Origin of the sequence: Streptomyces kronopolitis, assembly GCF_050953795.1 — a bacterium.
Lineage (GTDB): Bacteria > Actinomycetota > Actinomycetes > Streptomycetales > Streptomycetaceae > Streptomyces > Streptomyces kronopolitis_A.
Map to the genome: position 1 here is coordinate 2,436,664 of NZ_CP191850.1, position 22,629 is coordinate 2,459,292.

Here is a 22,629-nt window from a genome sequence, read left to right on the forward strand (position 1 = left end):
TCACCAGCCCGACGCGGTGTAGAGCACGGCCTCGGCCGACTCCTGGCCCCAGGCGAGTTCCCGCAGCAGACAGCGGGTGCCCTCCTCGGGGTCGATCAGCCCGATGCCCCGGCGGGCGTACTCCCGCGCGAGCTGAGGGGTGACCATGCCGTGGTGCTGCCCGGTGGGCGCCCACGGCCCCCAGTGGACGGTCAGTGCCCGGCGGCCGGCGCGGGCGGCCCACCGGCCGGCCAGGCTCTCCAGCGCGTCGTTCGCCGCCGCGTAGTCCACCTGGCCGCGGTTGCCCAGGGCGGCCGAGACGCTGCCGAAGAGCACGGTGAATCCGGGCCCGTCGGGCAGGTCCTCGACCGCCGCCAGCAGGGTGCGGGCGCCGTCGACCTTGGTGTGGAACACCCGCCGGAAGGAGGTGATGTCCTTCTCGGCCAGCATCCGGTCCTCGATCACCCCGGCGGCGTAGACGATGCCGTCCAGCCGGTCGTGCTCCGCGTGGATCTCCTTGACCGTCCGGTGCACCGCTTCGGCGTCGCGCATGTCCACGGAGTGGTAGCGCACCGGGCTGCCGAGCCCGCGCAGCTCCTCGATCGTGGCGCGGACCTCCCGCTGCGCCAGGAGGCGGGTGACGGTCTGCTCGATCTGTGCCGGGGAGCGGTCGCCGCGCGCCGCGAGGGCGGCGGTCAGGGCCGCGCGGTCCGGCGCGCCGTGGGTCTCCTCGTCCTCCGGGCCGGTGGGCGCGGCGGTCCGGCCGATCAGCTCGATCCGGCAGCGGCTCGCCGCCGCCAGCGTCGCGGCGAACCGCGCGGTGATGCCCCGCGCCCCGCCCACCAGCAACACCACCGCGTCGCGGTCCAGTCCGAGCGCCTCGGCCTCGGCCACGCCGTCACCGGCCGGACCGGCGCCCCTGGCGGCCAGCGCACCGAGGCCGGCCTCGACCGGTTCGAGGCCGTGGCGCCCGCCGGACGACAGGGACACGACCGGGGCGTGCCCGGGCGCGAGCAGTTCGCCGGCCAGCGCGGTCGCGGTGCGTTCCGCCGAGGCGTCCGGGTCGGTCTCGACGACCCTGGCGACGGTGTCCGGGTACTCCCGGGCGATGGTCCGGAACATGCCGCGCAGCCCGTCCGCCCGCCCGTCGGACGAACCGCTCGCACCGGCGGCCGCGATCAGCCACCGCGGGCCGTGGCGCAGGGCGGCCTGGAAGACCGGGAAGCCCTCCGGCAGGACCGCGTCCTCGCCGCCGGTCAGCGCCTCCAGGTGGAACACGCCGTCCCACCGGCCGTCCTGCTCGGTGAGCAGATGCCCCGGGCCGAACACGGCCGGCTGTGCGCCGTGGGTGACGAGTCGGGCGGACAGGCTCTCGGACACCGGGCCGTGGCCGCCGATCAGCGCGATCCGCTTTCCGCTCAGCGTGCTCGCGCTGTCGGCCGGTTCGGCGAGGGCGGTGCGCCGCAGCACCATCCGGGTGGGCGCCTCGGCGGCCACCGGTTCGGGGTCCGGATGCCCGGCGGGGGCCTGCGCGGGGCCCGGCCGTGCGGGACCGTCGTCGTCCCGGGTCCGCTCACCGCCGTGGAGCCTCGCGGTCAGCAGGTCCGCGAGGCCGGCGGCGGTGCGGGCCCGGGACAGCACGTCCAGCTCCGCGTCGTCGAGTTGCGGGCCGTCCTGGGCGCCGGCACCGAGGCGCGAGGCGAGTTCACCGGCGATCTCGATCCGCTTGATCGAGTCGATGCTCAGGTCGGCTTCCAGGTCGAGTTCGGGTTCGATCATGTCCACCGGGTAGCCGGTGCGTTCGCTGACGATGTCCAGCACGGTGCGCAGCACGTCGGCCTCGCCGATCGCCGCCGGCGCGCCGGCCGTCGGGGCGCCGCCCGGTGTCGGCGGGGGCACCGGGGCGGGCCCGGCGGAGGCGGGTGCGGCGGGCGCGGGCAGGGCCGCTTCAGCCGGCTGCGGCGCCGGGAGCAGGGGCGCGGCCGGAGGCGGCGGGGCGGGTGCCGGCGTGCCCGGTGCGGCGCCGAAGTAGGTGAGCAGCACGTCGCGCTGGGCGGCGACGATCTCCCGGCTGGTGCGCAGGAATTCGGAGACCATCCGGTCCCGCTGGGCGACTGCGTCGCCGTGGTCTGACTTCGTCACGGATATCTCCTGGATACGTCGGGCCGGCCGGAGCGAGCCGGGCAGCGGGCTGCCGTCGGCGGTGCGGACCAGTTGCCCGTTGACGGTCCAGCCAGGTCGGGCGGGTGCGGTCCCCTGGCTCGGTTCGGTGGCGTCGCGGCCCTGGAACATCCAGCCGGTGCGCACCCGCACTCCGGCGACGGCGAGCCGGGCGAGCGCGCCGAGGAAGCCGCGCAGTGCCCCGGTGCCGGCTGCCTCGCAGGCCACGGTGGTGTGCGGACGGTCGTGGAGGATCGCGTCGACCAGCGTGCTGAGCACCGTCCCGGGGCCGACGGACACGAAGGTGCGGGCGCCCGCCCGGTACATGTCCTCGATCTGCTCGACGAAGCGCACCGGCGCGCCGATCTGGGCGGCGAGTTCGGCGCGCACGTCCTCGGGCCGTCCCGTGTGGACGGCGGCCGTGCGGTTGGACCAGACCGGCACCTCCGGGACGCGCACCGGGTGTGCGGCGAGCGCCCCGGCGAACCGCTCACCGGCGCCGGCGACCAGGGGGCTGTGGAAGGCGCAGGCCACGGGGATCGGCCGGGCGCCGCAGCCGTGCGCGCGCAGCCGCTCCACCGCCGTGCCGACCGCCTCGGTGGGCCCGGAGATGACGGTCTGCTCGGGGGCGTTGTGGTTGGCGATGACGACCCGGTCCGCGAGGCCGGCGGCGCGCAGCTGCGCGGACACCTCTGTGGCGCCGGCCGAGACGGCGGCCATTGTCCCCGGGTCCTTGCCGGCGGCGGACAGGATCGCCTCCGCCCGTGCCGCGCTCAGCTCCAGCAGGGTCGCGGGGTCGAAGGCGCCCGCGGCGCACAGCGCGACCAGCTCGCCGTAGCTGTGCCCGGCCATCATGTCCGGCCGCACCCCGGACCGCAGCAGCAGGCGGTGCGTCGCCAGTTCGACGATGCCCAGCGCGGGCTGGGCGACCCTGGTGTCGGTGATCCGCTCCCGCTGCCCGTCCGCCACGGCCGGGTCGAAGGCGGTCGGCGGGTAGAGGGCGTCGGCCCACTCCCGGCCGAGGTGGAGGTAGCGCTGGGCGTCGGGGAAGGTGACGAACAGCTCCGCGAGCATGTCCGGCCGTTGGCTGCCCTGGCCGGGGAAGAGGAACGCCACGTCCCCCGCGGTCCCGGGCGCACCGGCGGGGCCGTCCGCGCCGGCGGTGAAGACTCCCGCCGACGGATCGTGCTCGTCCGCGAGCGCCCGCCGCAGCAGCCGGGCCAGTTCGTCCAGGTCGCCGGCCACGACCGCGGACCGCGCCGGGTGGGCGCCGGTGTCGCTGCGGCGGGACGCGGCCAGCGCGAGGTCGCGCAGCCGCCACGGCCGGCCGTGCTCGTCGTTCGTCGCGGCCAGCGCCAGCAGGCGCTCGATGGCGCGGTGGGCGTCCGCGCGGTCGGTGCCGCGGAAGACGAACAGCTCCGCCGGCCACGCGTCGAGCCCGTGCGCCGGCGGCGGGCCCCCGGCGTGGGCGCGCAGCACGACGTGGAAATTGGTGCCGCCGAAGCCGAAGGCGCTGACCCCGGCGACCCGTTCGGCCGGCGGGTCCGCCCACGGCCGTGCCGAGGTGTGGAACGCGAACGGGCTGCCGCCCTCCTGCCAGGCCGGGTTGGGCGCCTCCAGGTGCGCCGTGGGCGGCTTGACCCCGGTGTGCAGTGCCATGGCGGTCTTGATCAGACCGGCCAGGCCCGCGGCGCACTTGGTGTGCCCGATCTGCGATTTCACCGACCCGAGGGCACAGCTGCCGGGGGCGGCCCCGGCCTCGGTGAACAGCTCGGTCAGGGCGGCCAGTTCGGTCCGGTCGCCGACCACGGTCCCGGTGCCGTGGGCCTCCACCAGGCCGACCCGCGCGGGTGAGATCCCGGCGTGGCGGTAGGCGCGTTCCAGCGCGGCGCGCTGGCCCTTCGCACGGGGCGCCGTCAGTCCCAGGCCCTTGCCGTCGCTGGCGGTGCCGACGCCCTTGATCACGGCGTAGATCCGGTCGCCGTCCCGCTCCGCGTCGCTCAGCCGCTTGAGCGCGAGGCAGGCGACGCCCTCGCCGAGCGCGATGCCGTCCGCGGCGCTGTCGAAGGTGCGGGAGCGGCCGGTCGGCGACAGGGCGTGCACCGAGGAGAAGAGCAGATAGTCGTTGATGCCGTTGTGCAGGTCGGCGCCGCCGCACAGCACCAGGTCGCTGGTGCCGCCGGACAGTTCCTTGCACGCCACGTCCACCGCGGCCAGCGAGGAGGCGCAGGCGGCGTCCACGGTGTAGTTGGCGCCGCGCAGGTCGAGCCGGTTGGCGATCCGGCCGGAGATGACGTTGGCCAGCATCCCGGGGAAGGAGTCCTCGGTGAGCCGGGGCAGCTGGTCGGCCAGCTCCGGGGGCAGTTCTCCCAGGTAGGCCGGCAGCAGGGTGCGCAGGGTGGCCGCGTTGGACAGGTCGCTGCCCGCCTCGGCGCCGAAGACGACGGAGGCCCGGGAGCGGTCGAAGTCCCGCCCCGTGCCCCCGGCCGGGGCGCCGCCGGCGTACCCGGCGTCCTCCAGTGCCCGCCGCGCGGCTTCCAGGGCCAGCAGCTGGACCGGTTCGATGCTGCCCAGCGAGGACGGCGGGATCCCGTAGCGCAGCGGGTCGAACGGGATGTCCGGCAGGAAACCGCCCCACTTCGACTCCGTGTGGGCCTCGTCCGCCTCGGGCGCGTAATAGACCTCGGGGTCCCACCGTTCGGCGGGTACCTCGGTGACGGCGTCGGCCCCGGCGACCACGTGGGCCCAGTAGCTCGCCAGGTCCGCGGCGCCGGGGAACATGCACGACATCCCGACCACGGCGATGTCCAGCGGAGCCGGGGGCGTGGCTCCCTCCGCGGGCCGGCCGGCCCCGAGCCGGTCGCGCACCAGGGCGGCGCGCTCGGTGAAGAAGTCGGCGGCGCCGGTGCTGACCGAGGCGTGCAGCGCGGGGACGGTGGTGACGCGGGAGCGCAGCGCGGCCACGTCGCCGGCCATGAACATGCCCTCGGCGAGCTGTCGGGCCTCCGGCACCTCGGCCAGGTGCGCGCCGGTCCGCTCCACGCCCTTGCTGGCGATCCGCAGCCGGCCCACGTTGAGCCGCTCCAGCTGCTCCCACGCCTGGCGGTCGGCCACGCCCCGGGACGCCAACTCCTCCTTGAGGGCCCGGTAGTTGTCCGTGAAGGGGCTGGACACACAGCGTGTGGCGTGTCCGGGCGCGGTCTCCAGCAGTTCGGTCCGCCGCGCCGCCAGGACCTGGCGCTGGAAGAGGGGCTGGACCGCGCCGCGGTCCACCGCCTCCTCGGTGAACAGGTACGCGGTGCCCATGAGGACACCGACGGCGACGCCCCGGGCGGTCAGCCCGGCGGCGAGCGCGGCGACCATCGCCGCGGACCGCGCGTCGTGGACGCCCCCGGCGAACAGCACCCGCAGCGCACCGGGTTCGGCACCGCCGGCCGCGTCGAGGAAATCGGTGAGGACGGCGATCTGCGCCTCCCACAGCGCGAAGCTGCTCCGCGGTCCGACGTGGCCGCCGCACTCGGAGCCCTCGAAGACGAACTTGCGGGCGCCGGCGGCCAGGAACTGGGTGAGCAGCCCGGGCGAGGGCACGTGCAGGAACGTCTCGATGCCGGCTTCCTCCAGCGACGCCGCCTGTGCGGGGCGGCCGCCGGCGATGAGGGCGCAGGACGGCCGGAGCTCGCGGATGATGTCGAGCTGGGCCGTCCTGGTCCGCTCGGGAGCGAAGCCGAGGACGCCCACGCCCCAGGGCCGGCCGTCCAGCGCGGAGCGGGTCTCCTCCAGCAGGGTCCGCGTCTGCTCCGCGCCGGCCAGCGCCAGGGCCACGAACGGCAGGGCGCCGCCCTCGGCGACCGCGGCGGCGAACGGCGCCTGGTCGCTGACCCGGGTCATCGGTCCCTGGGCGAGGGGCAGGGAGGTGCCCAGCGCCCGGCTCATCGGGGAGTCGTGGCGCAGCGCGTGCGCGGGGGCGTCGTCGCGCACCGCGGCGAGGACGGCGGCGGTGAGCGCGCGGACCGCCCCGCCGGCATCGCCCCACCACTGCGCGAAGCGGGACGCCAGGAAGCCGTCCTGCCCGACGGGGAGCAGCTGGACCCGCAGGTCCTGGGCGCCGAGCAGGCGGGCCGCCCCGGCCGGTTCCGTGGGCAGCGGCGGCGCGTCGGGGCCCCGGCGGCGCAGCACCCGGTGGCCGGCCGCCACCACCGTCTCCGAGCCGTCCATGGTCCGCACCGCCGCGGCCGCTTCCTCCGGCACGGCGGACTCGTCGAGCAGTGCCAGCTGGGTGTCCAGCACGACGCCCACCGCGCCGCCGATCACGGCGGCGGCGGCGGTGTGCGGTCCGATGCCGCCGCAGGCCCACACGGGCAGCGCCGACCCGGGCTGTGCCAGGAGCTGTTGGAGCAGCACGAAGGTGCTCAGGTCGCCGACCCGCCCGCCGCTCTCGTGTCCGCGGGCGACCAGGCCGTGGGCGCCGGCGCGGGCGGCGCCGTCCGCCTCCTCCAGGGTGGTGACCTCGACGAGCACCCGGGTCCCGGCCGGCAGCTCGGCCGGCCGCACCGGTGCGTCGGCGGTGAGCAGCACGGTGTGCACTCCCCCGGCCGCCACCAGGTCCGCGGCCCTCAGGGCGCATCCGGCGGCGATCCGCACCCCGAACGGCCCCGGCACCCATTCCCGGAGGGACGCCAGCGCCTCCCTGGCCCGGCCGTCCCCCGCCCCGAGGTCGAGCACGCCCAGCCCGCCGGCCCGGCAGACCGCCGCGACGAGACGCGGATCTGGTTCACCGAACGGACTGATGCCCAGCACGGCTTCCGGCACGGGTGCAGTGGTCACAGGTACTCCGAAGACATCGTTCGCTCGTGGGGGGACGAATGCGCACGGTGCGGCCGACGACGGAAACGCACACGCATGCGACTCGGTGGCCTCAGCCTCAGACGGGGAGCGAGACCCCGTCAACGCGCCCCGGCGAAGTCCGTGGTGCCCCGTGGCCGGCCTTGCGGTAACCACGAGAGGGGGCGTCCGGCGACCACGAGAGCCCCACGCGGCCGGCCCCGCGGCCTTACTGTCGGCGGCCTGTCGGTGCGTTGTCGGTGGCGGCTGGCATCTTGGGGGGCATGACGCGACAGACGATATCCACCAAGGGCGGCAACGCCGTGGAGGTGCGCGGTCTGGTCAAGCACTTCGGCGCGGTCAAGGCCGTCGACGGAGTGGACCTGGACGTGAAGGAAGGCACCGTGCTCGGGGTGCTCGGCCCCAACGGCGCCGGCAAGACGACGCTCGTACGCTGCCTGTCCACCCTCCTGGTGCCGGACGCCGGCCGGGCCGTGGTGGCCGGCTACGACGTGGTGCGCCAGCCCCGCGCGCTGCGCCGCACGATCGGCCTGACCGGGCAGTACGCCTCGGTCGACGAAAAGCTCTCCGGCCGGGAGAACCTCTACATGATCGGGCGGCTGCTCGACCTCTCCCGCAAGGACGCCGGCCGGCGCGCGGACGAGATGCTGGAGCGGTTCTCGCTGACCGAGGCGGCCAAGCGGCCGGCGGCCAAGTACTCCGGCGGTATGCGCCGCCGGCTCGACCTGGCCGCCTCGATGATCGGCCGCCCCTCGGTCCTCTATCTGGACGAGCCCACCACCGGCCTGGACCCCCGCACCCGCAACGAGGTGTGGGAGGAGGTCCAGCGGATGGTGCGCGAGGGCGCGACCGTGCTGCTGACCACCCAGTACATGGAAGAGGCCGAGAAGCTGGCGCACGAGCTGACGGTGATCGACCGCGGCCGGGTGATCGCCGAGGGCGGGGTCGACGAGCTGAAGACCAAGGTCGGCGGGCGCACGCTCCAGATCCGTCCGTCGGACCGCGGCGAGCTGGAGCGGATGGCGGCCGCGGTGACCGCGGCCGGTCTGGACGGCATCGCCGGCGCCACGGCGGACCACGACGGGGGTGTGGTCAACGTGCCGATCATCAGCGACGAGCAGCTGACCGCGGTGGTGTCGGTGCTCGGCCGGCAGGGCTTCGCGCTCGCCGGCATCGACACCCATCTGCCCAGCCTGGACGAGGTGTTCCTGGCCGTCACCGGCCACAAGGCCTCCGTGGCCGGCACATCCGAGGACGACATGGACCAGCAGTACGCGGAGGTATCGGCATGAGTGCCGCGACGATGACGGCACCGCCGGTGAAGCCGGGCGCCGACGAGGGCCGGATCGGCATCCGCGCCAACCTGCGGCACATCGGGGCCCTGGTGCGGCGCAACGCCCTGCAGATCAAGCAGGACCCGGAGTCGATGTTCGACGTCCTGCTGATGCCGGTCATCTTCATCCTGCTCTTCGTCTACGTCTTCGGCGGCGCGATCGCCGGTAAGGGCCACCAGGACCAGTACGTGCAGTATCTGGTGCCCGGCATGATGGGCATGATGGCCATGAACATCGCCACGGCGGTCGGCTCGGGCGTCAACGAGGACTTCCGCAAGGGCGTGATGGACCGCTTCCGCACGATGCCCATCGCCCGGTCCTCGGTGCTGATCGCGAAGATCGTGGTGGAGCTCGGCCGGATGCTGATCGCCACCACGATCCTGCTGGCGATGGGCTTCCTGCTGGGGCTCAAGGTCACCGGCGGTGTGCTGTCCCTCCTGGCCGCGGTCGGGCTGTCCGCACTCTTCTGCGCCGGTCTGATGTGGATCTTCATCCTGCTCGGGCTGGTGATGAAGACGACGCAGGCCGTGCAGGGCACGGCGATGCTGATCCTGATGCCGCTGCAGTTCGGCTCGTCCGTCTTCACCCGGCCGACCTCGATGCCCGGCTGGCTGGAGGCCTTCACCAAGGTCAATCCGCTCTCGACCCTGGCGGACGCGTCCCGGGCCCTGATCAAGGGCGACGGCGCGGTGCTGCACCCGACCGTGATCACCCTGTGCTGGGTGGTCGGCCTCACCGCGGTCACCATGCCGCTCGCGGTGGCGAAGTTCCGCAGCAAGACCTGACGCGCGTTCCCCGCGGGGCCTCCCCCGCGGGACGGTCCGCGCCGTGCTGTCCCGGCCCGCGTCAGATGAGGGCGGCGGCCTCCCCGAGGGAGAGGCCGCCGCCTTCGGCGTACGCACGGGCGTAGGCGGCGTCGTCCAGCAGCTCCCGTGCCGCCGTCTCGGCACGGATGCGGCCGTCGCGGATGATCCGCGGCGGAACGTGATCGGGAGCCCGCAGCGCGTCGTACGCGCCCACCAGGCGCGCCGCTTCCCGCCCGGCCGGCGCGCCCCGCACCGCGGCCAGCACCCGTGCTCCGGTGAGGAGTTGGGCGATCGGCAGGTCCGGCGCGACCATCTGTGTGACGGGCCCCTGGAGCAGCTCCAGCGCCACCCGGAACCGCGGCAGCAGCCCCTCGCGGTGCCCCTCCTGGAGGTCCAGCGCGATCAGCGAGGTCTCCAGCATCCCGGCGAACAGGTCCGGGGCCCGTCCGCTGAACACCTCCTCCACCGTGTGCAGTTCCGCCCGCGCCTCCTTCGGACGCCCGGTCAGTGCGAGGTGCCGGGCGAGGGTCAGCCGGGCGAACGGCATGGTGTCCCGGGCGCTCTCGCCCCGGGCGGCGTCCGCCAGCACCTCGCGCAGCATGCGCTCACCGGCCTCCGCCTGGCCGTCCTCGATCAGCGCCGAGCCCAGCCGGCAGCGCAGCAGCTGGATCTGGCTGTGCGCCCCCAGGTACTCGGCGTGCACCATCGCCGCCCGGTAGTCGCGCGCCGCCGACGCGTACGCGCCGCGCTGTTCGTGGGTCTCGCCGCGCCCCGCCAGTGCCTCGGCCGCACCCCAGGCGTCGCCCAGCTCCTGGAAGATCCGCAGCGCCTCGTCGGCGTCGCGGGCCGCCTGGGTCAGCCCGTCGAGGCGGTCGTTGAGGACCCGGGAGCGCAGTTGCAGCACATAGGCCAGCTCCCAGGTGTAGCCGAGGGTGCGGCAGGCCTGTACGCCGAGGCCGGCCAGCTCGGTCAGCTCCGCGAAGCGGCCGGACATCATCACGGCGTAGTACCACATCACGCCGGGGATCTTGCAGGTCTGCGGCATGCCGCTGCGGTAGGCGGCGAGCATCCCGGCCAGGTCCTCCTGCGTCTCGGGGTCGCGCAGCGCCTGGAGGTCGCTGTCCCGGCTGGCGAGCGCGACCAGCCGGACCTCGCGGCGGGCCTCGATGAGCTGCTCGGGGGCCATCGGCGGCGGGGTGTCGATGGGGCTCTCGGGGAGGTCGGGGGCCGGTTCGACGGGTGCGGCGAAGGGGTTGGGGCCGAGCCCGGCGGCCGCGGACGACCAGTGGAGGCCGTCGCTGCGGTGGTCGCGCAGCGACCAGAACCACTGGAGGGACAACACCAGACACAGCGACTCGTGCTCGTCGCGGGCGGCGAGAGCGCGGCGCAGCGCGGTGCGCAGGTTGTCGTGCTCCAGCTCCAGCCGGTCCATGGCCGCGCGCTGGCCGGGGCCGCGCAGCAACGGGTCGGTGGTGCGGGCCAGTTCGCGGTAGGTGACCAGGTGGCGGCGCTCGGCGCCGTCCCGCTCGCCCGCCTCGTCCAGCCGCTCGCCGGCGTACTCCCCCACCGTCTCCAGCAGCCGGTAGCGCATCTCGCCGTCCGGCGCCGGCGCCGCCACCACCAGCGACTTGTCGATCAGCGAGCCGAGCAGGGCTGGCACCTCGCGCCGGTCGACGCCGCCGCCGGCGCACACGTCCTCGGCGGCGGCCAGGTCGCAGCCGCCGGAGAAGACGGACAGCCGCCGCAGCACGGCCCGTTCGGGGGCGTCGGTCAGGTCCCAGGACCAGTCGACGACCGCGCGCAGCGTCTGCTGGCGGGGCAGCACGGTCCGGCTGCCGCTGGTCAGCAGGCGGAAGCGGTCGTCGAGCCGGTCGGCGAGCTGACGCGGGGAGAGCAACCGCAGCCGGGCCGCGGCGAGTTCGACGGCGAGCGGCAGCCCGTCCAGCCGCCGGCAGATCTCGGCGCAGGCCGCCGCGGTCTCCTCGTCGGCGTCCACCCGGAAGCCGGTGCGGGCGGCGGTCCCGCGGTCGGCGAGCAGGCGCAGCGCGACCGGGTCGGGCAGCGGCTCGACCGGCCGCAGCACCTCGCCCGGTACGGCCAGCGGCTCCCGGCTGGTGGCCAGCACCGTCACGCCGGGGCACCGGGCCAGCAGCCGCTCGGCGAGTTCGGCGGCGGCGGCGACCACGTGCTCGCAGTTGTCGAGCACCAGCAGCATCCGGCGGCCGGCGCAGTGCTCGGCGAGCCGGGCGAGGGGGTCCAGCGCGGTGGGATCGGCGGCGGCGCGCAGGCCCTCGGCCGTGGAGCCGCGGACGACGGTCTCCCGGGCGCCGAGGGCGGTCAGCACCGCCTCGGGCACGGTCTGCGGATCGTCCACGGGTGCCAGTTCGGCCAGCCAGACGCCGTGCGGCCAGGCGTCCGGCGCCGCGGCCGCGGCGCTCTCGGCGCCTTCCTGGGACAGTCGCGTCTTGCCGGCGCCACCCGGCCCCAGCAACGTCACCAGCCGGTGTGCGGCCAGGTCGGAGCGGAGCCCCGCCAGGTCGGCCTCCCGGCCGACGAAGGAGGTGAGGCGGGCCCGGAGGTTGCCGGGGCGGGCGGCACCGGACGCGACGGCGGGTGCGGGGGCGGCGGCCGGGGCGGCGGGAGCCGGGAGCGCGGCGGCGGGGGGCGGCGGGGGCCCGGCGGGCGGCGGGCGCAGCAGTTCCGCGTGCAGGGCGCGCAGTTCGGGGCCCGGGTCGGCGCCGAGGCGGTCGGCGAGGCCGGTGCGTATCTCCTCGTAGGCCGCCAGCGCCTCCGCCGGGCGGCCCGCGGCGCGCAGCGCGCGCAGCCGCAGCACCTGGAGCGGCTCGTCGAGCGGGTGCTGCTGGCACAGCGCGTGCAGCGGAGCCAGCGCCGGTTCGGCCCGGCCCAGGGCGAGTTCGGCGGCGAGCCGGGTGCGCCGGGCGTCCAGCCGGCGGCGCTCGGCGCCCACCGCCCGGGCGCCCGCGTCCGGCAGGTCGGCCAGCGCCGGTCCGCGCCAGAGCGCCAGCGCGTCGTCGAGCAGCGCGGCGGCGCGGGCCGGGTCCGACGCGTCGAGCGCCCGGCCGCCCTCCGCCGCCAGCCGCTCGAAGCGGTGCAGATCGACCGCGTCGGGCTCGGCGCGCAGCAGGTAGCCGCCGTCGGCCGAGGCGACCGCGTCGTGCCCCAGGGCGCGGCGCAGCCGGCCGACGAGCGCCTGGAGCGCGCCGGAGGCGTCGGCGGGCGGGTCGGCGCCCCAGATGTCGGTGATCAGCACCTCGGGCGGCAGGGCCCGGCCGGGGCGCAGCGCGAGGGCGGTGAGCAGCGCACGCAGGCGTGCGCCGCCGAGGGCGACGGGGGTGCCGTCGGCCCGGCCGGCCTGGGCGGTGCCGAGGATTGCGTAACGCACCGGCCCATTGTGGTGCACGGCGCGGGCCGGCAGGCGTCGAGCGTCGCATTCCGGGGCAGGGGGCCCGGAAAAGGCCCGGGCACGCGCCCCGTCAGGCCGGTTGTGCGCCGGCCGCCGCCTCGCGGATACGGTCGGGGCTGTCCCTCACCAACCTCGGGAGCCCGCACCATGACCACAGCCTTCCGGCGCGCGGATCGTCGCGTCAGTCCGGTCTTCCTCGCGCTCGTCGCCGTGCTGGCGGTGTCCGGCTGGGCCGTGTGGAGCGGGAAACTCGGGGCGAACACCGGTCTCGCGGTGTTCTTGTTCGTGGTGGCCGGCTGGGTGGTGTCGCTGTGCCTGCACGAGTACGCGCACGCCCGGACCGCGCTGCACAGCGGCGACCTGTCCGTGACGGACAAGGGCTATCTGACGCTGAACCCGCTGAAGTACACGCATGTGCTGCTGAGCATCGTGCTGCCGGTGATCTTCCTGCTGATGGGCGGGATCGGGCTGCCGGGCGGCGCGGTGTTCATCGAGCGCGGCCGGATCCGCGGCCGCTGGCGGCACAGTCTGATCTCGGCGGCCGGTCCGCTGACGAACGTGGTGTTCGCCGCGGTGTGCACGGCGCCGTTCTGGCTGCACGGCCTGGACGGGGTGCCGGTCCCGTTCCGCGGCGCGCTGGCGTTCCTCGCGCTGCTCCAGGTGACCGCGGCGATCTTGAACTTGCTGCCGGTGCCCGGGCTGGACGGCTACGGCGTGCTCGAACCGTGGCTGTCGCGTTCGCTGCGGCGGCAGGTGGAGCCGATCGCGCCGTTCGGGCTGCTGCTGATCTTCGGCCTGCTGTGGGTGCCGGAGCTGAACCAGGCGTTCTTCGACCTGGTCCACACGGTCCTGGGCGCGCTGGGCGTCTCGGAGGTGTACAGCTACCTGGGCCAGGAGTTCTTCCGCTTCTGGCAGGGTCCGCCGCAGCTCGGCTGACTCCCCCGGCGGGTCCCGCCCGGCCGGGGCCGGTGCCGGGTCAGCCGGCCACCCCGGCCTGCTGCGCGTCCTGCCGCGACTGCTGCTGCGCGCGGCGGACGTAGAACCACGCCATGTTGCTGGAGATGCCCGCCATCAGGACCCAGACGATGCCGACGAGGCTGCCTTCCACGAAGGCGACGACGGCCGCGGCGACGGACAGGACGCACACGGCGAGGGCCATCAGGGCGAGGCGCCGGGCCGGGCCGGACGCGGGCAGGAAGGGCATGGGGTGCTCCTGTCGGGAGTGGTGCGGTCCTCCCCAGTGTCCCCCATGCCCCGCCGGCGCCGGACCGGGCCCGGCGGCCGGGCGTCCCGGCGGCCGGCTCAGACGTCGGTGAGCCGCAGCCCCGCGTGCGCCTTGTAGCGGCGGTTGACCGAGATCAGATTGGCGACCAGCGACTCGACCTGGTGGGCGTTGCGCAGCCGGCCGGCGAAGACCCCGCGCATGCCGGGGATGCGGGCGGCCAGCGCCTGCACCAGATCGGTGTCCGCGCGGGACTCGCCGAGCACCATCACATCGGTGTCGATCCGCTCGACCTCGGGGTCCTGCAGCAGCACCGCGGACAGGTGGTGGAAGGCGGCGGTGACCCGGGAGCCGGGCAGCAGGGCGGCGGCCTGCTCGGCGGCGCTGCCCTCCTCGGGCTTGAGCGCGAAGGCGCCCTTCTTGTCGAAGCCGAGCGGGTTGACGCAGTCGATGACCAGCTTGCCGGCCAGCTCCTCGCGCAGCGCCTCCAGGGTCAGGCCGTGGCCCTCCCAGGGCACGGCGACGATCACGACATCGCTGCGGCGGGCGCACTCGGCGTTCTCGGCGCCCTCGATGCCCAGGCCGAGTTCGCCGGCGGCGGTCCGGGCGCGCTCGGCGGCGCGGGAGCCGATGATCACCTTCTGGCCGGCCCGGGCGAGGCGGTAGGCCAGGCCGCGGCCCTGGTCGCCGGTGCCGCCGAGGACGCCGACCACCAGATCGGAGACGTCCGGGAGGTCCCAGGGGTCACGCTTGAGGGCGGCCTTCACCCGGGTCGCGACGTTCTCGGACCGGGCATCGTCAGGAGTAGTCATGACAGTGATGGTGTCACGCGCCGGTGCCGGGCCGGGCAACGCACTCCGCACGCCGTCCCGCCGGCCCTCACGCCTTCACGCTGCCCTCGGTCAGACCCGTGCGCCAGTACCGCTGGAGCACCGTCATCAGCACCATCAGCGGCACCACGGACAACAACGCGCCCCCCACCGTGTACTGGTAGAGCACCGGCTGCCGGTCGGCGTAGCCGGTCCAGGAGGTCAGGCCCAGCTGGACCGGGTAGAGGTCGGAGTCCGAGAGCATCACCAGCGGCAGGAAATAGTTGGTCCAGACATGGACGAACTGGAACAGGAAGACGGTGACCAGCGCCGGGGTCATCAGCCGCAGCCCGAGCCCGCCGAAGATCCTGGCCTCGCCCGCGCCGTCGATCCGGGCCGCCTCCAGCAGCGAGTCGGGGACCGCCGCGGCCGCGTAGATCCGGCAGAGGTAGACGCCGAACGGGCTGACCATGCTCGGGATCAGCACCGCGCCGTAGGTGTTCGCCAGGCCCATCGCGCTGAAGAGGAAGTACAGCGGCAGGGCCAGCGCGGTGCCGGGGACCAGCACCCCGGCGAGCACCACGTGGAAGACCGCCTCGCGGCCGCGGAAGGGGAATTTGGCCAGCGCGTAGCCGGCCGCGGCGGACAGCAGCGTGGCGCAGACCGCGCCGGTCCCGGCGTAGAGGAGGGAGTTGGCGAACCAGCGGGCGTAGATGCCGTGGTCGTAGGCGAGGACGGCGCCGAGGTGGGCGAGCAGGTGCGGACGGTCGGAGAACCAGAAGCCGAAGGTGCCGAAGAGGTCGGCGCTGTTCTTGGTGGCGGAGACGGCCAGCCAGTAGACGGGCACCAGGAAGTAGAGCGCGGCGACGGTCAGCAGCGAGGCGGTGATGATCCGGTGGCGGACCGGGGGCCGGGTCATCGGCGCTCCTTGCCGCGCCCGCCCACCAGCCGCAGGAAGCCGAACGACAGCACGCACGCCACCAGCGCGAGGAACACCGCCTCGGCCGCCGCCACATGCTGGTTGTTGCCGACGAACGCCTCGCTGTAGGCGTGCAGATTGGGGGTGAAGCCGGAGTCGATGGCGGAGGCCAGCGGGCGCAGCACCATGGGCTCGGCGAACAGCTGGAGGGTGCCGATGATGCTGAAGACACCGGTGAGCACGAGCGCCGGCCGGATCAGCGGCAGCTTGACGTACCGGGCGATCTGCCGGGCCGAGGCCCCGTCGAGCCGGGCTGCCTCGTACAACTCCCCCGGGATCGCCTTGAGCTGGGCGATCAGCACCAGCATGTTGTAGCCGGTGAACTGCCAGGTGACGATGTTGGCGATGGACCACAGGACGGTGCCGCGCGAGAGGAAGTCGACGTCCCAGCCCAGCGAACCGGCGATCTTCACCAGCGGGCTGATGCCCGGCACGTACAGGAAGCCCCACAGGATCGAGGCGATGACCCCGGGCACCCCGTACGGCAGGAAGAAGGCGGTACGGAAGAAGGCGACCCCGCGGGCGCTCGCACCGTCCAGCAGCAGCGCGAGTCCGGTGGCGAGCGCGATCATCAGCGGGATCTGGACGGCGCCGAAGAGCAGCACCCGGCCGAAGCCGGCCAGGAACCGGTCGTCCGAGAGCGCATGGGCGTAGTTGGCGAGGCCGGCGAAGACCTCGTGCTCCCGGCCGCCGAGCCCGAGCGGGCCGGTGCGTTCGGTGGTGAACAGGCTCTGCTGGAGGGCGTAGCCGATGGGGGCGAGGAAGCAGAGGGCGAACAGCGCGAGGAAGGGCAGCAGGAAGGCGGCCGCGGCGCGGGCCCGGCGGGCCCGGGTGCGCGGGGCGCGGCGGGGGCGGCCGCGGGGGGCGGGGCCGCGCCGCTTCCCGGCGGCCGGCTCGGGGCGGCGCAGCGTGTCCCGGCTCACCCGCCGCTCTCCACCTTCAGGCCCTTGTCCTTGAGGTCGGCGACGGTCTGCCGCTGCACCTTCGTCAGGACCGAGCGGAAGGAACTGCCGTCGGCCAGCGCGTCGGTGAAGGCGTCGCCGAGCCGCTGGTAGAGGGTGTCCACCCCGGGACCCCACCGCCAGCCGGTGTCGACGTGCGCCCCGGCGTCGGCGAAGACCTTGCTGTACGCCTGGCCGCCGAAGAAGCCCTGGTCGGCGTCGAGGTCGGCGGTGCGGTAGCCGGTCTTCGCGCTGGGGAAGCCGTAGCCGCCGTCGATGAGCAGGGCGATCGACTCGGGGTCGGTGTTGAGCCAGACGGCGAACTCCAGGGCGTCCTGGGGATAGTGCGCCCCGGCGAAGACCGCGGTGGTCGAGCCGCCCCAGTTGGCGAAGGCCTGCTCGCCCGCCTTCCACTGCGGCAGCGGCGCGGTCCGCCACTTCCCCTTGGTGCCCGGCGCGTTGCCGGCCAGCAGCGCATCACCCCAACTGGCGCCCACCCACGAGGGGATGGCCCCGGTCTGGAGGTCCTTGTACCAGGCGTTCTGCCGGTCGGGGATGGTCTTGACGAGCCCCCGCCGCACGAGGGATTCCCAGTAGTCGGCGACCCTGCGGGTGGGTTCGTCGTCGAGGTGCACCCGCCAGGTGTCGCCGTGCGTCGTGTACCACGCGGCGCCGGCCTGCCAGGCGAGGCCGGCGAAGCGGTTGCCGTTGGTGGGGGCGAAGGTCTCGATCCAGGCGCCCTGCTTGCGGATGGTCCGGGCGGCGGCCTCGTACTCGTCCCATGTCCGCGGGGTGGGCACGCCCCACTTGTCGAAGAGGTCCTTCCGCAGGAACAGCCCCATCGGCCCGGAGGCCTGCGGGATGGCGTAGATGCCCTTGCCGAAGACGGACTGCTGCCACTGCCAGCCGATGAACTTGTCCTGGTAGCGGGAGGCGCCGAGCGGGGCGAGGTCGAGCAGGCCGTTGTCGAGGAGGAAGCCGGGGACGACGGGGAACTCGATCTGGCCGAGGTCGGGCGGGTTGCCGGCCTTCACGGCGGCGTGCATCTTCGCGTACTGCTCGCCGTTGACCGCGGAGACCTTCTCGACCTTGACCTGCACCTCGGGGTTCTTGCGGTTCCACAGGTCGACGGGCTTGTCGATGCCGGGCACCCAGGACCAGAAGGTCAGCTGGATCCGCTGCCCCTTCTTGCGCTCCCGGGGCTCCTTGCCGTCCGCGTCCCCGCCGTCGCCGCAGCCGGCGAGCGCGAAGCCGGCGGCGAGGGCGGCCGCCCCGCCCAGGACCGTTCTGCGGGGCACGGGGTTGCTGGTCATACGAGGTCCTCCACGGGGATGCGGCGGAAGGGAAGCATCGGGCACGTGGTGAAGTCGCCCGTCTCGCAGAGCAGTTGGGTCACCCCCAAAGGGCAAGGACGTAGGATGTCCCTTGTCCTGCGGCGACCATAGGGAGTGCCCAACCGGCCGTCAAGGCGGCCTCCGTGGCGCCGCGCGTGTCGGCAACGGCCCCGCCGACGCCGGGTGACATCCCGGTGAACGGGGGCGTGCTCCCCCTCACCCCGGCGCCCCGCCGCACCGCCCGGCGCCCCGCCGTCACTCCGTCAGCCGGCGCCGGATCCCGTCGAAGTGCCGGTGTATCGCCTCCACGGCGCGGTCCCCGTCGCCCGCCTCCAGCGCGTCGACGATCTCCAGGTGCTGACGGTAGGTCACCTCCGGGTCGGGCCGGTCGTCGCTCAGGTCCTCGCGCACCCGGCGCAGCGCCGCCCAGAACGCGTCCAGCACCTCGCTCAGCAGGTGGTTGCCCAGCGAGCGGTACAGCGCGAGGTGGAAGGCCCGGTCGGTGGCGCTGAGCACCTCCCCGCCGCGCGCCTCCTCCGCCATCCGCTGCACCAGCCCCCGCAGCACGGTGAGGTCCTCGGCGGGCAGCGCGCGGGCGACGGAGCCGATCAGGCCGGCCTCCAGCGCCTCGCGGACCTCCATCAGCTCGTACAGGCTGGCCTCACCCTGGTGGTGGCGCACCGCGGCGCGGAAGGCGACCCCCTCGACGAACGGTTCCAGGGTCAGCGGGCCGACATAGGTGCCGAAGCCGTGCCGGATCTCCACGATGCGCATGGCCTGCAGCGCCTTGAGCGCCTCGCGCACCGAGTTGCGGCTGACGTCGAGCAGGCCGACCAGGTCGGCCTCGGTGGGCAGCGGATCGCCCGGCGTCAGTCCACGGCGCAGGATCAACTGCTTGATCTGCGCCTGCACCTCCTCGGACATCGTCCCTCGCGCCATGGAAACTCCCTCTCCCGCTCCCGCGTCTGCCGTACCGCCGGCCCGTTCCCCGCCCGCCCCGGCGGGGCCGCGAATCCTTGACCGACCGCCTGTGAACAGGTCTATTGTGCTCGACATAGGACATCCCATGTCCTATGTCCTGACTCGGAGGTCCGGAGCTCTCATGGCACTGCCCGCACCCCTGCACGGCGTCATCCCCCCGGTCTGCACCCCGCTCGGCCCGGACGGCGAGATCGACAGCGCCTCCCTGACCCGCCTGGTGCACCACCTCCTCGACGGCGGTGTCCACGCGCTGTTCGCCCTCGGCTCCACCAGCGAGGTCGCCTACCTCACCGACGCCCAGCGCGCCGCCGCGCTGGAAACCGTCCTGGCGGCCGCCGCCGGCCAGGTCCCGGTGCTCGCCGGGGTCATCGACACCACCACCCCGCGGGTGCTCGACCACGCCCGGACCGCGGCCGCCCTCGGCGCCGACGCCCTGGTCGCCACCGCGCCGTTCTACACCCGCACCCACCCCCGGGAGATCGCCGCGCACTTCCGCCATCTGCGGGCGGCCGTGGACCTTCCGCTCTTCGCCTACGACATCCCGGTCGCCGTCCACAGCAAGCTGGCCCCGGAGCTGGTGCGGGAGCTGGCCGAGGACGGCACCCTGGCCGGACTCAAGGACAGCAGCGGCGACGAGGGCGCCCTGCGCCGCCTGCTCACCGCCCTCGGCGGCCGCACCGGCCGGCACCGCGGCCCCGCCCCCGCCTTCGCGGTCCTCACCGGCTCCGAACTGACCGTGGACGCGGCCCTGCTGGCGGGTGCGGACGGCGTCGTCCCCGGCCTCGGCAATGTCGACCCGGCCGGCTACGTACGCCTCTACGACGCCGCGCGGGCGGGCCACTGGGACCGGGCGGCCGCCGAACAGGAGCGCCTGGTCACCCTGTTCGCCATGGTCGACGCCGGCACCGAGTCCGAGATGGGCCGCAGCTCCGCCGCCCTGGGCGCGTTCAAGGCGGCACTGCACCTCCTCGGCGTGACCGCCCGCGGCACCACCGCCTTCCCGCAACGCCCGCTCGGCGAGCGGGCCGTGGCGGAGGTGGCCCGCCGGCTCGACGCGGCCGGCCTGCTGCCGGACGACCCGGACCGAGGGGCCGGCGCCCGGGGGGTCCACGACTGAGGGGGACGGAGCGGCGCAGGGGGACGAGGCGGCGCAGGGGGGACGGGGCGGCCGAAGGGGCCGGGGAGCCGAGAGGGCCGGGGCCGAGGGATCGGGGAGCCGGGCCGCCGGAAGTCCCCGGCCCGCAAGTCCCTTACGGGTGACCCCCGTTGCCTTCGCCCCCGTGCGCGCCGCCGGTGCGGCAGGATGCCGGCCATGGATGCCGTACGCGTCGCCTTGCTGCGTGAAGTCCTCGCCGGGACCGAGTGGGTGCAGGCCACCCGCCGCTTCGCCGGGGCGCTGCGCTCGTCCGTCGCCCCGCACCGCGGCGGGCTGCTGCTGGTCGGCAGCGCCGCGTACGAGCCCTGGCACCTGGCCGCCCATCTCGACGACGAGGCCGCCTGGTCGGGCCTGCCGGAGCTGTCCCCGACCCTGGTGCGCCATCGCGTCCCGGGCGGGGCACCGGCCCACCTGGCGGTCGGGCTGGGCCGGCTGGAGGCGGCCGGGCGGGGCGAGACCCTGCTGGTCGTGGCGCCGGGAGCGCCGGGCGCCGGGCTGCTGGAGCGGGTGCACGACGCCCGCCGCAACGGCGCGACGGTGCTCGCCCTGGACGGCGGCGACCGCGATCTGCACGCCCTGGCCCATGACGCGCTCGCCGCTCCCCCGGCCCCGCCCGCCGGCACCGCCGCGGCCCCGGCGGACCTCGACCTCGACACCGTCCAGCATCTGGTGAGCGCGGCCGCCGGGGAGAACTGCCTGCCGCCGTCCCGCGGCCGCCGCCGGTTCCGGGACCGGCTGGCCCGCCTCGCCGACCAGTTGACCGCCCCGCCGCCCCCGCGCTGGTAGCCCCGGCCCGCCCCGCGCAAGCCCCCGAGTCGTTCGTACGCGCGGCCGGAAAAACCCTTTGCGTCACCTTGTGTCCGCGGGTGAGGGTGCTGCGGTGACTTCGGACGGCCCCCCACCTGACGCCCCCTCGCCCACCGCCCGCCGGCGCCGCCTGACCGCGCTGCTGCCGGACCTGGCGCCCTGGCGCACCTCGCGCGACTTCCGGCTGCTGTGGTGCGCGGGCGCCATCACGGTCTTCGGCACCTTCCTGACCGTCGTGGCGCTGCCGCTCCAGCTCAAGGAGCTGACCGGCTCCACGCTCGCGGTCGGTGCGCTGGGCGCCGTGGAGCTGGTCCCGCTGCTGGTCTTCGGCCTCTACGGCGGCGCGCTCGCCGACTCCGTGGACCGCCGCCGGCTGATCGTCGGCAGCGAGCTGGCGCTCGGGCTGATCTCCGCCCTGCTGCTGCTCAACAGCCTGCTGCCGCACCCGATGGTGTGGCCGCTGTACGCGGCGGCCGCGCTGTCCAGCGCGCTGACCGGGCTGCAGCGGCCGGCCCTGGACGCGATCGTGCCGCGGATCGTGCGGCACGACCAGCTCGCCGCGGCCGCCGCCCTCAACGCGCTGCGCTGGCAGATCGGCGCCATCGCCGGACCGGCGCTGGCCGGCGGACTGCTCGCCCTCGCCGGGCTGCGCTGGGCGTACGCCATCGACGCCGCCACCTTCGTGGTCTCGGTGCTGCTCTCCCGCAGGCTGGCGCCGTCACCCGCCTCGCACGACGCCGAGAGGCCCTCGCTGCGCGGCATCGCGGAGGGCGCGCGCTACGCCTGGAGCCGCAAGGAGTTGCTCGGCACCTACGCCGTCGACGTGATCGCGATGCTCTTCGCCTTCCCGCTGGCGATCTTCCCGTTCCTCGCCGACGACCTCCACGCGCCCTGGTCGCTGGGGCTGATGTACGCGGCGCTGCCGGCCGGTTCGCTGCTGGTGAGCCTGACCAGCGGCTGGACCGGGCGGGTCCACCGGCAGGGCCGGGCGATCGTGCTGGCGGCCGCCGGCTGGGGCCTGGCGATCGCCGCCGCCGGGCAGCTGCGGCAGGTCTGGGCGGTGCTGCTCCTGCTGACCCTGGCCGGCGCCTGCGACATGGTCAGCGGCATCTTCCGCTCGGCGATGTGGAACCAGACCATCCCCGACGAGCTGCGCGGCCGGCTGGCGGGCATCGAGCTGCTGTCGTACTCGTCGGGCCCGCAGCTGGGCCAGGTGCGGGTCGGCGGGATGGCGGCGCTGATGGGCGTGCGGGCGGCGGTGTCGGCGGGCGGTCTGCTGTGCTTCGCGGGCGTCGGGCTGCTGGCCCTGGGGCTGCCGAAGCTGCGGGCGTACGACGCCCGGACCGACGAGCACGCCCGGCGGATGCGCGAGCGCCGGACCCCCGCGGCGGGCTCCCCGGCGGACGGCCGGAGCGGCGACGGGACCGACGCCCGGTCCGCCGGCCAGGGGCGGCCCGGAGCAAAGGCCCAGGACACGGACCCGGCGGCGGTCTGAGACGGGCCGGGCGCGGGCGGCAGGATCACCCGCCGCCCGCGCCCGGCTCGCCTACTTGCCCTCCCCGCCGCCCTTCTCCTGCTCCGCCTCCTGCTCCGCGCTCTTGTCGTGCCACTTCGGGTCCGTCTCCCACTCCAGATTCCGCTCCCGGGCGGTCTCCATGGCGTGCGACGCCTCCTCGCGGGTGTCGTACGGGCCGAAGCGGTCGGCGGCGCGGCACTCGGGGCCTTCCTCGACCGTCTGGTGCTTGAGGCAGTAGAACCACTCGCCGGGCTTGCCGACCGTACGCCTCTTGAACAGCGCCATTGCCGCCTCCTGTGGATGCTTTGTGCCACCATCCTGCCCGACGGCCCGCGGATA

The 22,629-nt window shown here is 75.0% G+C and carries 15 protein-coding genes; 6 read left to right on the forward strand and 9 right to left on the reverse strand.

Translation table 11 applies throughout. The annotated features are described in order from the left end of the window. On the reverse strand, positions 1–6,963 hold the full coding sequence (locus ACQP17_RS10620; RefSeq protein ID WP_433856035.1) for an SDR family NAD(P)-dependent oxidoreductase: 6,963 nt from the start codon (positions 6,961–6,963) through the stop codon (positions 1–3). Positions 6,964–7,244: 281 nt separating this feature from the next. Here ACQP17_RS10620 and ACQP17_RS10625 point away from each other — a divergent pair, with 281 nt between their 5' ends. Together ACQP17_RS10625 and ACQP17_RS10630 are read left to right on the forward strand one after the other, a co-directional pair. Beyond that, the gene (locus ACQP17_RS10625; protein WP_433856036.1) at positions 7,245–8,273 is read left to right on the forward strand and encodes an ATP-binding cassette domain-containing protein; all 1,029 of its coding nucleotides are present in this window, start codon (positions 7,245–7,247) and stop codon (positions 8,271–8,273) included. Continuing rightward, positions 8,270–9,100, forward strand: coding sequence for an ABC transporter permease (locus ACQP17_RS10630; RefSeq protein ID WP_433856037.1), 831 nt, complete (start codon positions 8,270–8,272; stop codon positions 9,098–9,100). Before ACQP17_RS10625 ends, ACQP17_RS10630 begins: the two co-directional genes overlap by 4 nt. A 61-nt stretch (positions 9,101–9,161) precedes the next feature. On the opposite strand, the gene ACQP17_RS10635 is transcribed toward ACQP17_RS10630, so the two are convergent. Then, positions 9,162–12,524, reverse strand: a complete 3,363-nt coding sequence (locus ACQP17_RS10635) for an AfsR/SARP family transcriptional regulator (RefSeq protein WP_433856038.1) — start codon at positions 12,522–12,524, stop codon at positions 9,162–9,164. Positions 12,525–12,692: 168 nt separating this feature from the next. Between ACQP17_RS10635 and ACQP17_RS10640 the strand changes: the two genes are divergently transcribed. Next, on the forward strand, positions 12,693–13,481 hold the full coding sequence (locus ACQP17_RS10640; protein ID WP_433856039.1) for a site-2 protease family protein: 789 nt from the start codon (positions 12,693–12,695) through the stop codon (positions 13,479–13,481). A gap of 40 nt (positions 13,482–13,521) precedes the next feature. Here ACQP17_RS10640 and ACQP17_RS10645 read toward each other — a convergent pair whose 3' ends face one another. The 6 genes from ACQP17_RS10645 to ACQP17_RS10670 form a co-directional block, all read right to left on the reverse strand. Next, a complete protein-coding gene (locus ACQP17_RS10645; RefSeq protein WP_433856040.1) occupies positions 13,522–13,749 on the reverse strand; it encodes a hypothetical protein in 228 nt (75 codons plus the stop codon). Between the two features lie 98 nt (positions 13,750–13,847). Further along, entirely contained in the window at positions 13,848–14,579 is a 732-nt protein-coding gene (gene npdG / locus ACQP17_RS10650; protein ID WP_433856041.1) for an NADPH-dependent F420 reductase, read from the reverse strand. A 67-nt stretch (positions 14,580–14,646) separates the two neighbouring features. Further along, positions 14,647–15,495 carry a carbohydrate ABC transporter permease gene (locus ACQP17_RS10655; RefSeq protein WP_433856042.1) on the reverse strand — a complete coding sequence of 283 codons (849 nt, stop codon included), beginning with the start codon at positions 15,493–15,495 and terminating at the stop codon, positions 14,647–14,649. Next, entirely contained in the window at positions 15,492–16,478 is a 987-nt protein-coding gene (locus ACQP17_RS10660; protein WP_433856043.1) for a carbohydrate ABC transporter permease, read from the reverse strand. The genes ACQP17_RS10655 and ACQP17_RS10660 overlap by 4 nt, the downstream gene beginning before the upstream one ends. Then, complete coding sequence (locus ACQP17_RS10665; protein ID WP_433856044.1) at positions 16,475–17,809, reverse strand: ABC transporter substrate-binding protein; 1,335 nt, start codon at positions 17,807–17,809, stop codon at positions 16,475–16,477. Before ACQP17_RS10665 ends, ACQP17_RS10660 begins: the two co-directional genes overlap by 4 nt. A gap of 276 nt (positions 17,810–18,085) precedes the next feature. Further along, on the reverse strand, positions 18,086–18,769 hold the full coding sequence (locus ACQP17_RS10670; protein WP_433856045.1) for a FadR/GntR family transcriptional regulator: 684 nt from the start codon (positions 18,767–18,769) through the stop codon (positions 18,086–18,088). Between the two features lie 163 nt (positions 18,770–18,932). Between ACQP17_RS10670 and ACQP17_RS10675 the strand changes: the two genes are divergently transcribed. From ACQP17_RS10675 to ACQP17_RS10685, 3 genes are all read left to right on the forward strand, one after another. Next, the gene (locus tag ACQP17_RS10675) at positions 18,933–19,928 is read left to right on the forward strand and encodes a dihydrodipicolinate synthase family protein (protein ID WP_433856046.1); all 996 of its coding nucleotides are present in this window, start codon (positions 18,933–18,935) and stop codon (positions 19,926–19,928) included. 195 nt (positions 19,929–20,123) lie between these two features. Beyond that, entirely contained in the window at positions 20,124–20,753 is a 630-nt protein-coding gene (locus tag ACQP17_RS10680; RefSeq protein WP_433856047.1) for a hypothetical protein, read from the forward strand. A 94-nt stretch (positions 20,754–20,847) separates the two neighbouring features. Next, positions 20,848–22,269 carry an MFS transporter gene (locus ACQP17_RS10685; RefSeq protein ID WP_433856048.1) on the forward strand — a complete coding sequence of 474 codons (1,422 nt, stop codon included), beginning with the start codon at positions 20,848–20,850 and terminating at the stop codon, positions 22,267–22,269. A gap of 51 nt (positions 22,270–22,320) precedes the next feature. Here ACQP17_RS10685 and ACQP17_RS10690 read toward each other — a convergent pair whose 3' ends face one another. After that, on the reverse strand, positions 22,321–22,575 hold the full coding sequence (locus ACQP17_RS10690; protein WP_433856049.1) for a hypothetical protein: 255 nt from the start codon (positions 22,573–22,575) through the stop codon (positions 22,321–22,323). Between the last annotated feature and the right edge of the window lie 54 nt (positions 22,576–22,629).

Excerpts from the sequence above, each read along its gene's own strand:
- ACQP17_RS10625 (WP_433856036.1), top strand. The coding sequence starts at position 7,245 with ATGACGCGACAGACGATATCCACCAAGGGCGGCAACGCCGTGGAGGTG.
- ACQP17_RS10665 (WP_433856044.1), bottom strand. The coding sequence starts at position 17,809 with ATGACCAGCAACCCCGTGCCCCGCAGAACGGTCCTGGGCGGGGCGGCC.
- ACQP17_RS10690 (WP_433856049.1), bottom strand. The coding sequence starts at position 22,575 with ATGGCGCTGTTCAAGAGGCGTACGGTCGGCAAGCCCGGCGAGTGGTTC.
- ACQP17_RS10645 (WP_433856040.1), bottom strand. The coding sequence starts at position 13,749 with ATGCCCTTCCTGCCCGCGTCCGGCCCGGCCCGGCGCCTCGCCCTGATG.
- ACQP17_RS10630 (WP_433856037.1), top strand. The coding sequence starts at position 8,270 with ATGAGTGCCGCGACGATGACGGCACCGCCGGTGAAGCCGGGCGCCGAC.
- ACQP17_RS10680 (WP_433856047.1), top strand. The coding sequence starts at position 20,124 with ATGGATGCCGTACGCGTCGCCTTGCTGCGTGAAGTCCTCGCCGGGACC.
- ACQP17_RS10640 (WP_433856039.1), top strand. The coding sequence starts at position 12,693 with ATGACCACAGCCTTCCGGCGCGCGGATCGTCGCGTCAGTCCGGTCTTC.
- ACQP17_RS10675 (WP_433856046.1), top strand. The coding sequence starts at position 18,933 with ATGGCACTGCCCGCACCCCTGCACGGCGTCATCCCCCCGGTCTGCACC.
- ACQP17_RS10670 (WP_433856045.1), bottom strand. The coding sequence starts at position 18,769 with ATGGCGCGAGGGACGATGTCCGAGGAGGTGCAGGCGCAGATCAAGCAG.
- ACQP17_RS10655 (WP_433856042.1), bottom strand. The coding sequence starts at position 15,495 with ATGACCCGGCCCCCGGTCCGCCACCGGATCATCACCGCCTCGCTGCTG.
- npdG (WP_433856041.1), bottom strand. The coding sequence starts at position 14,579 with ATGACTACTCCTGACGATGCCCGGTCCGAGAACGTCGCGACCCGGGTG.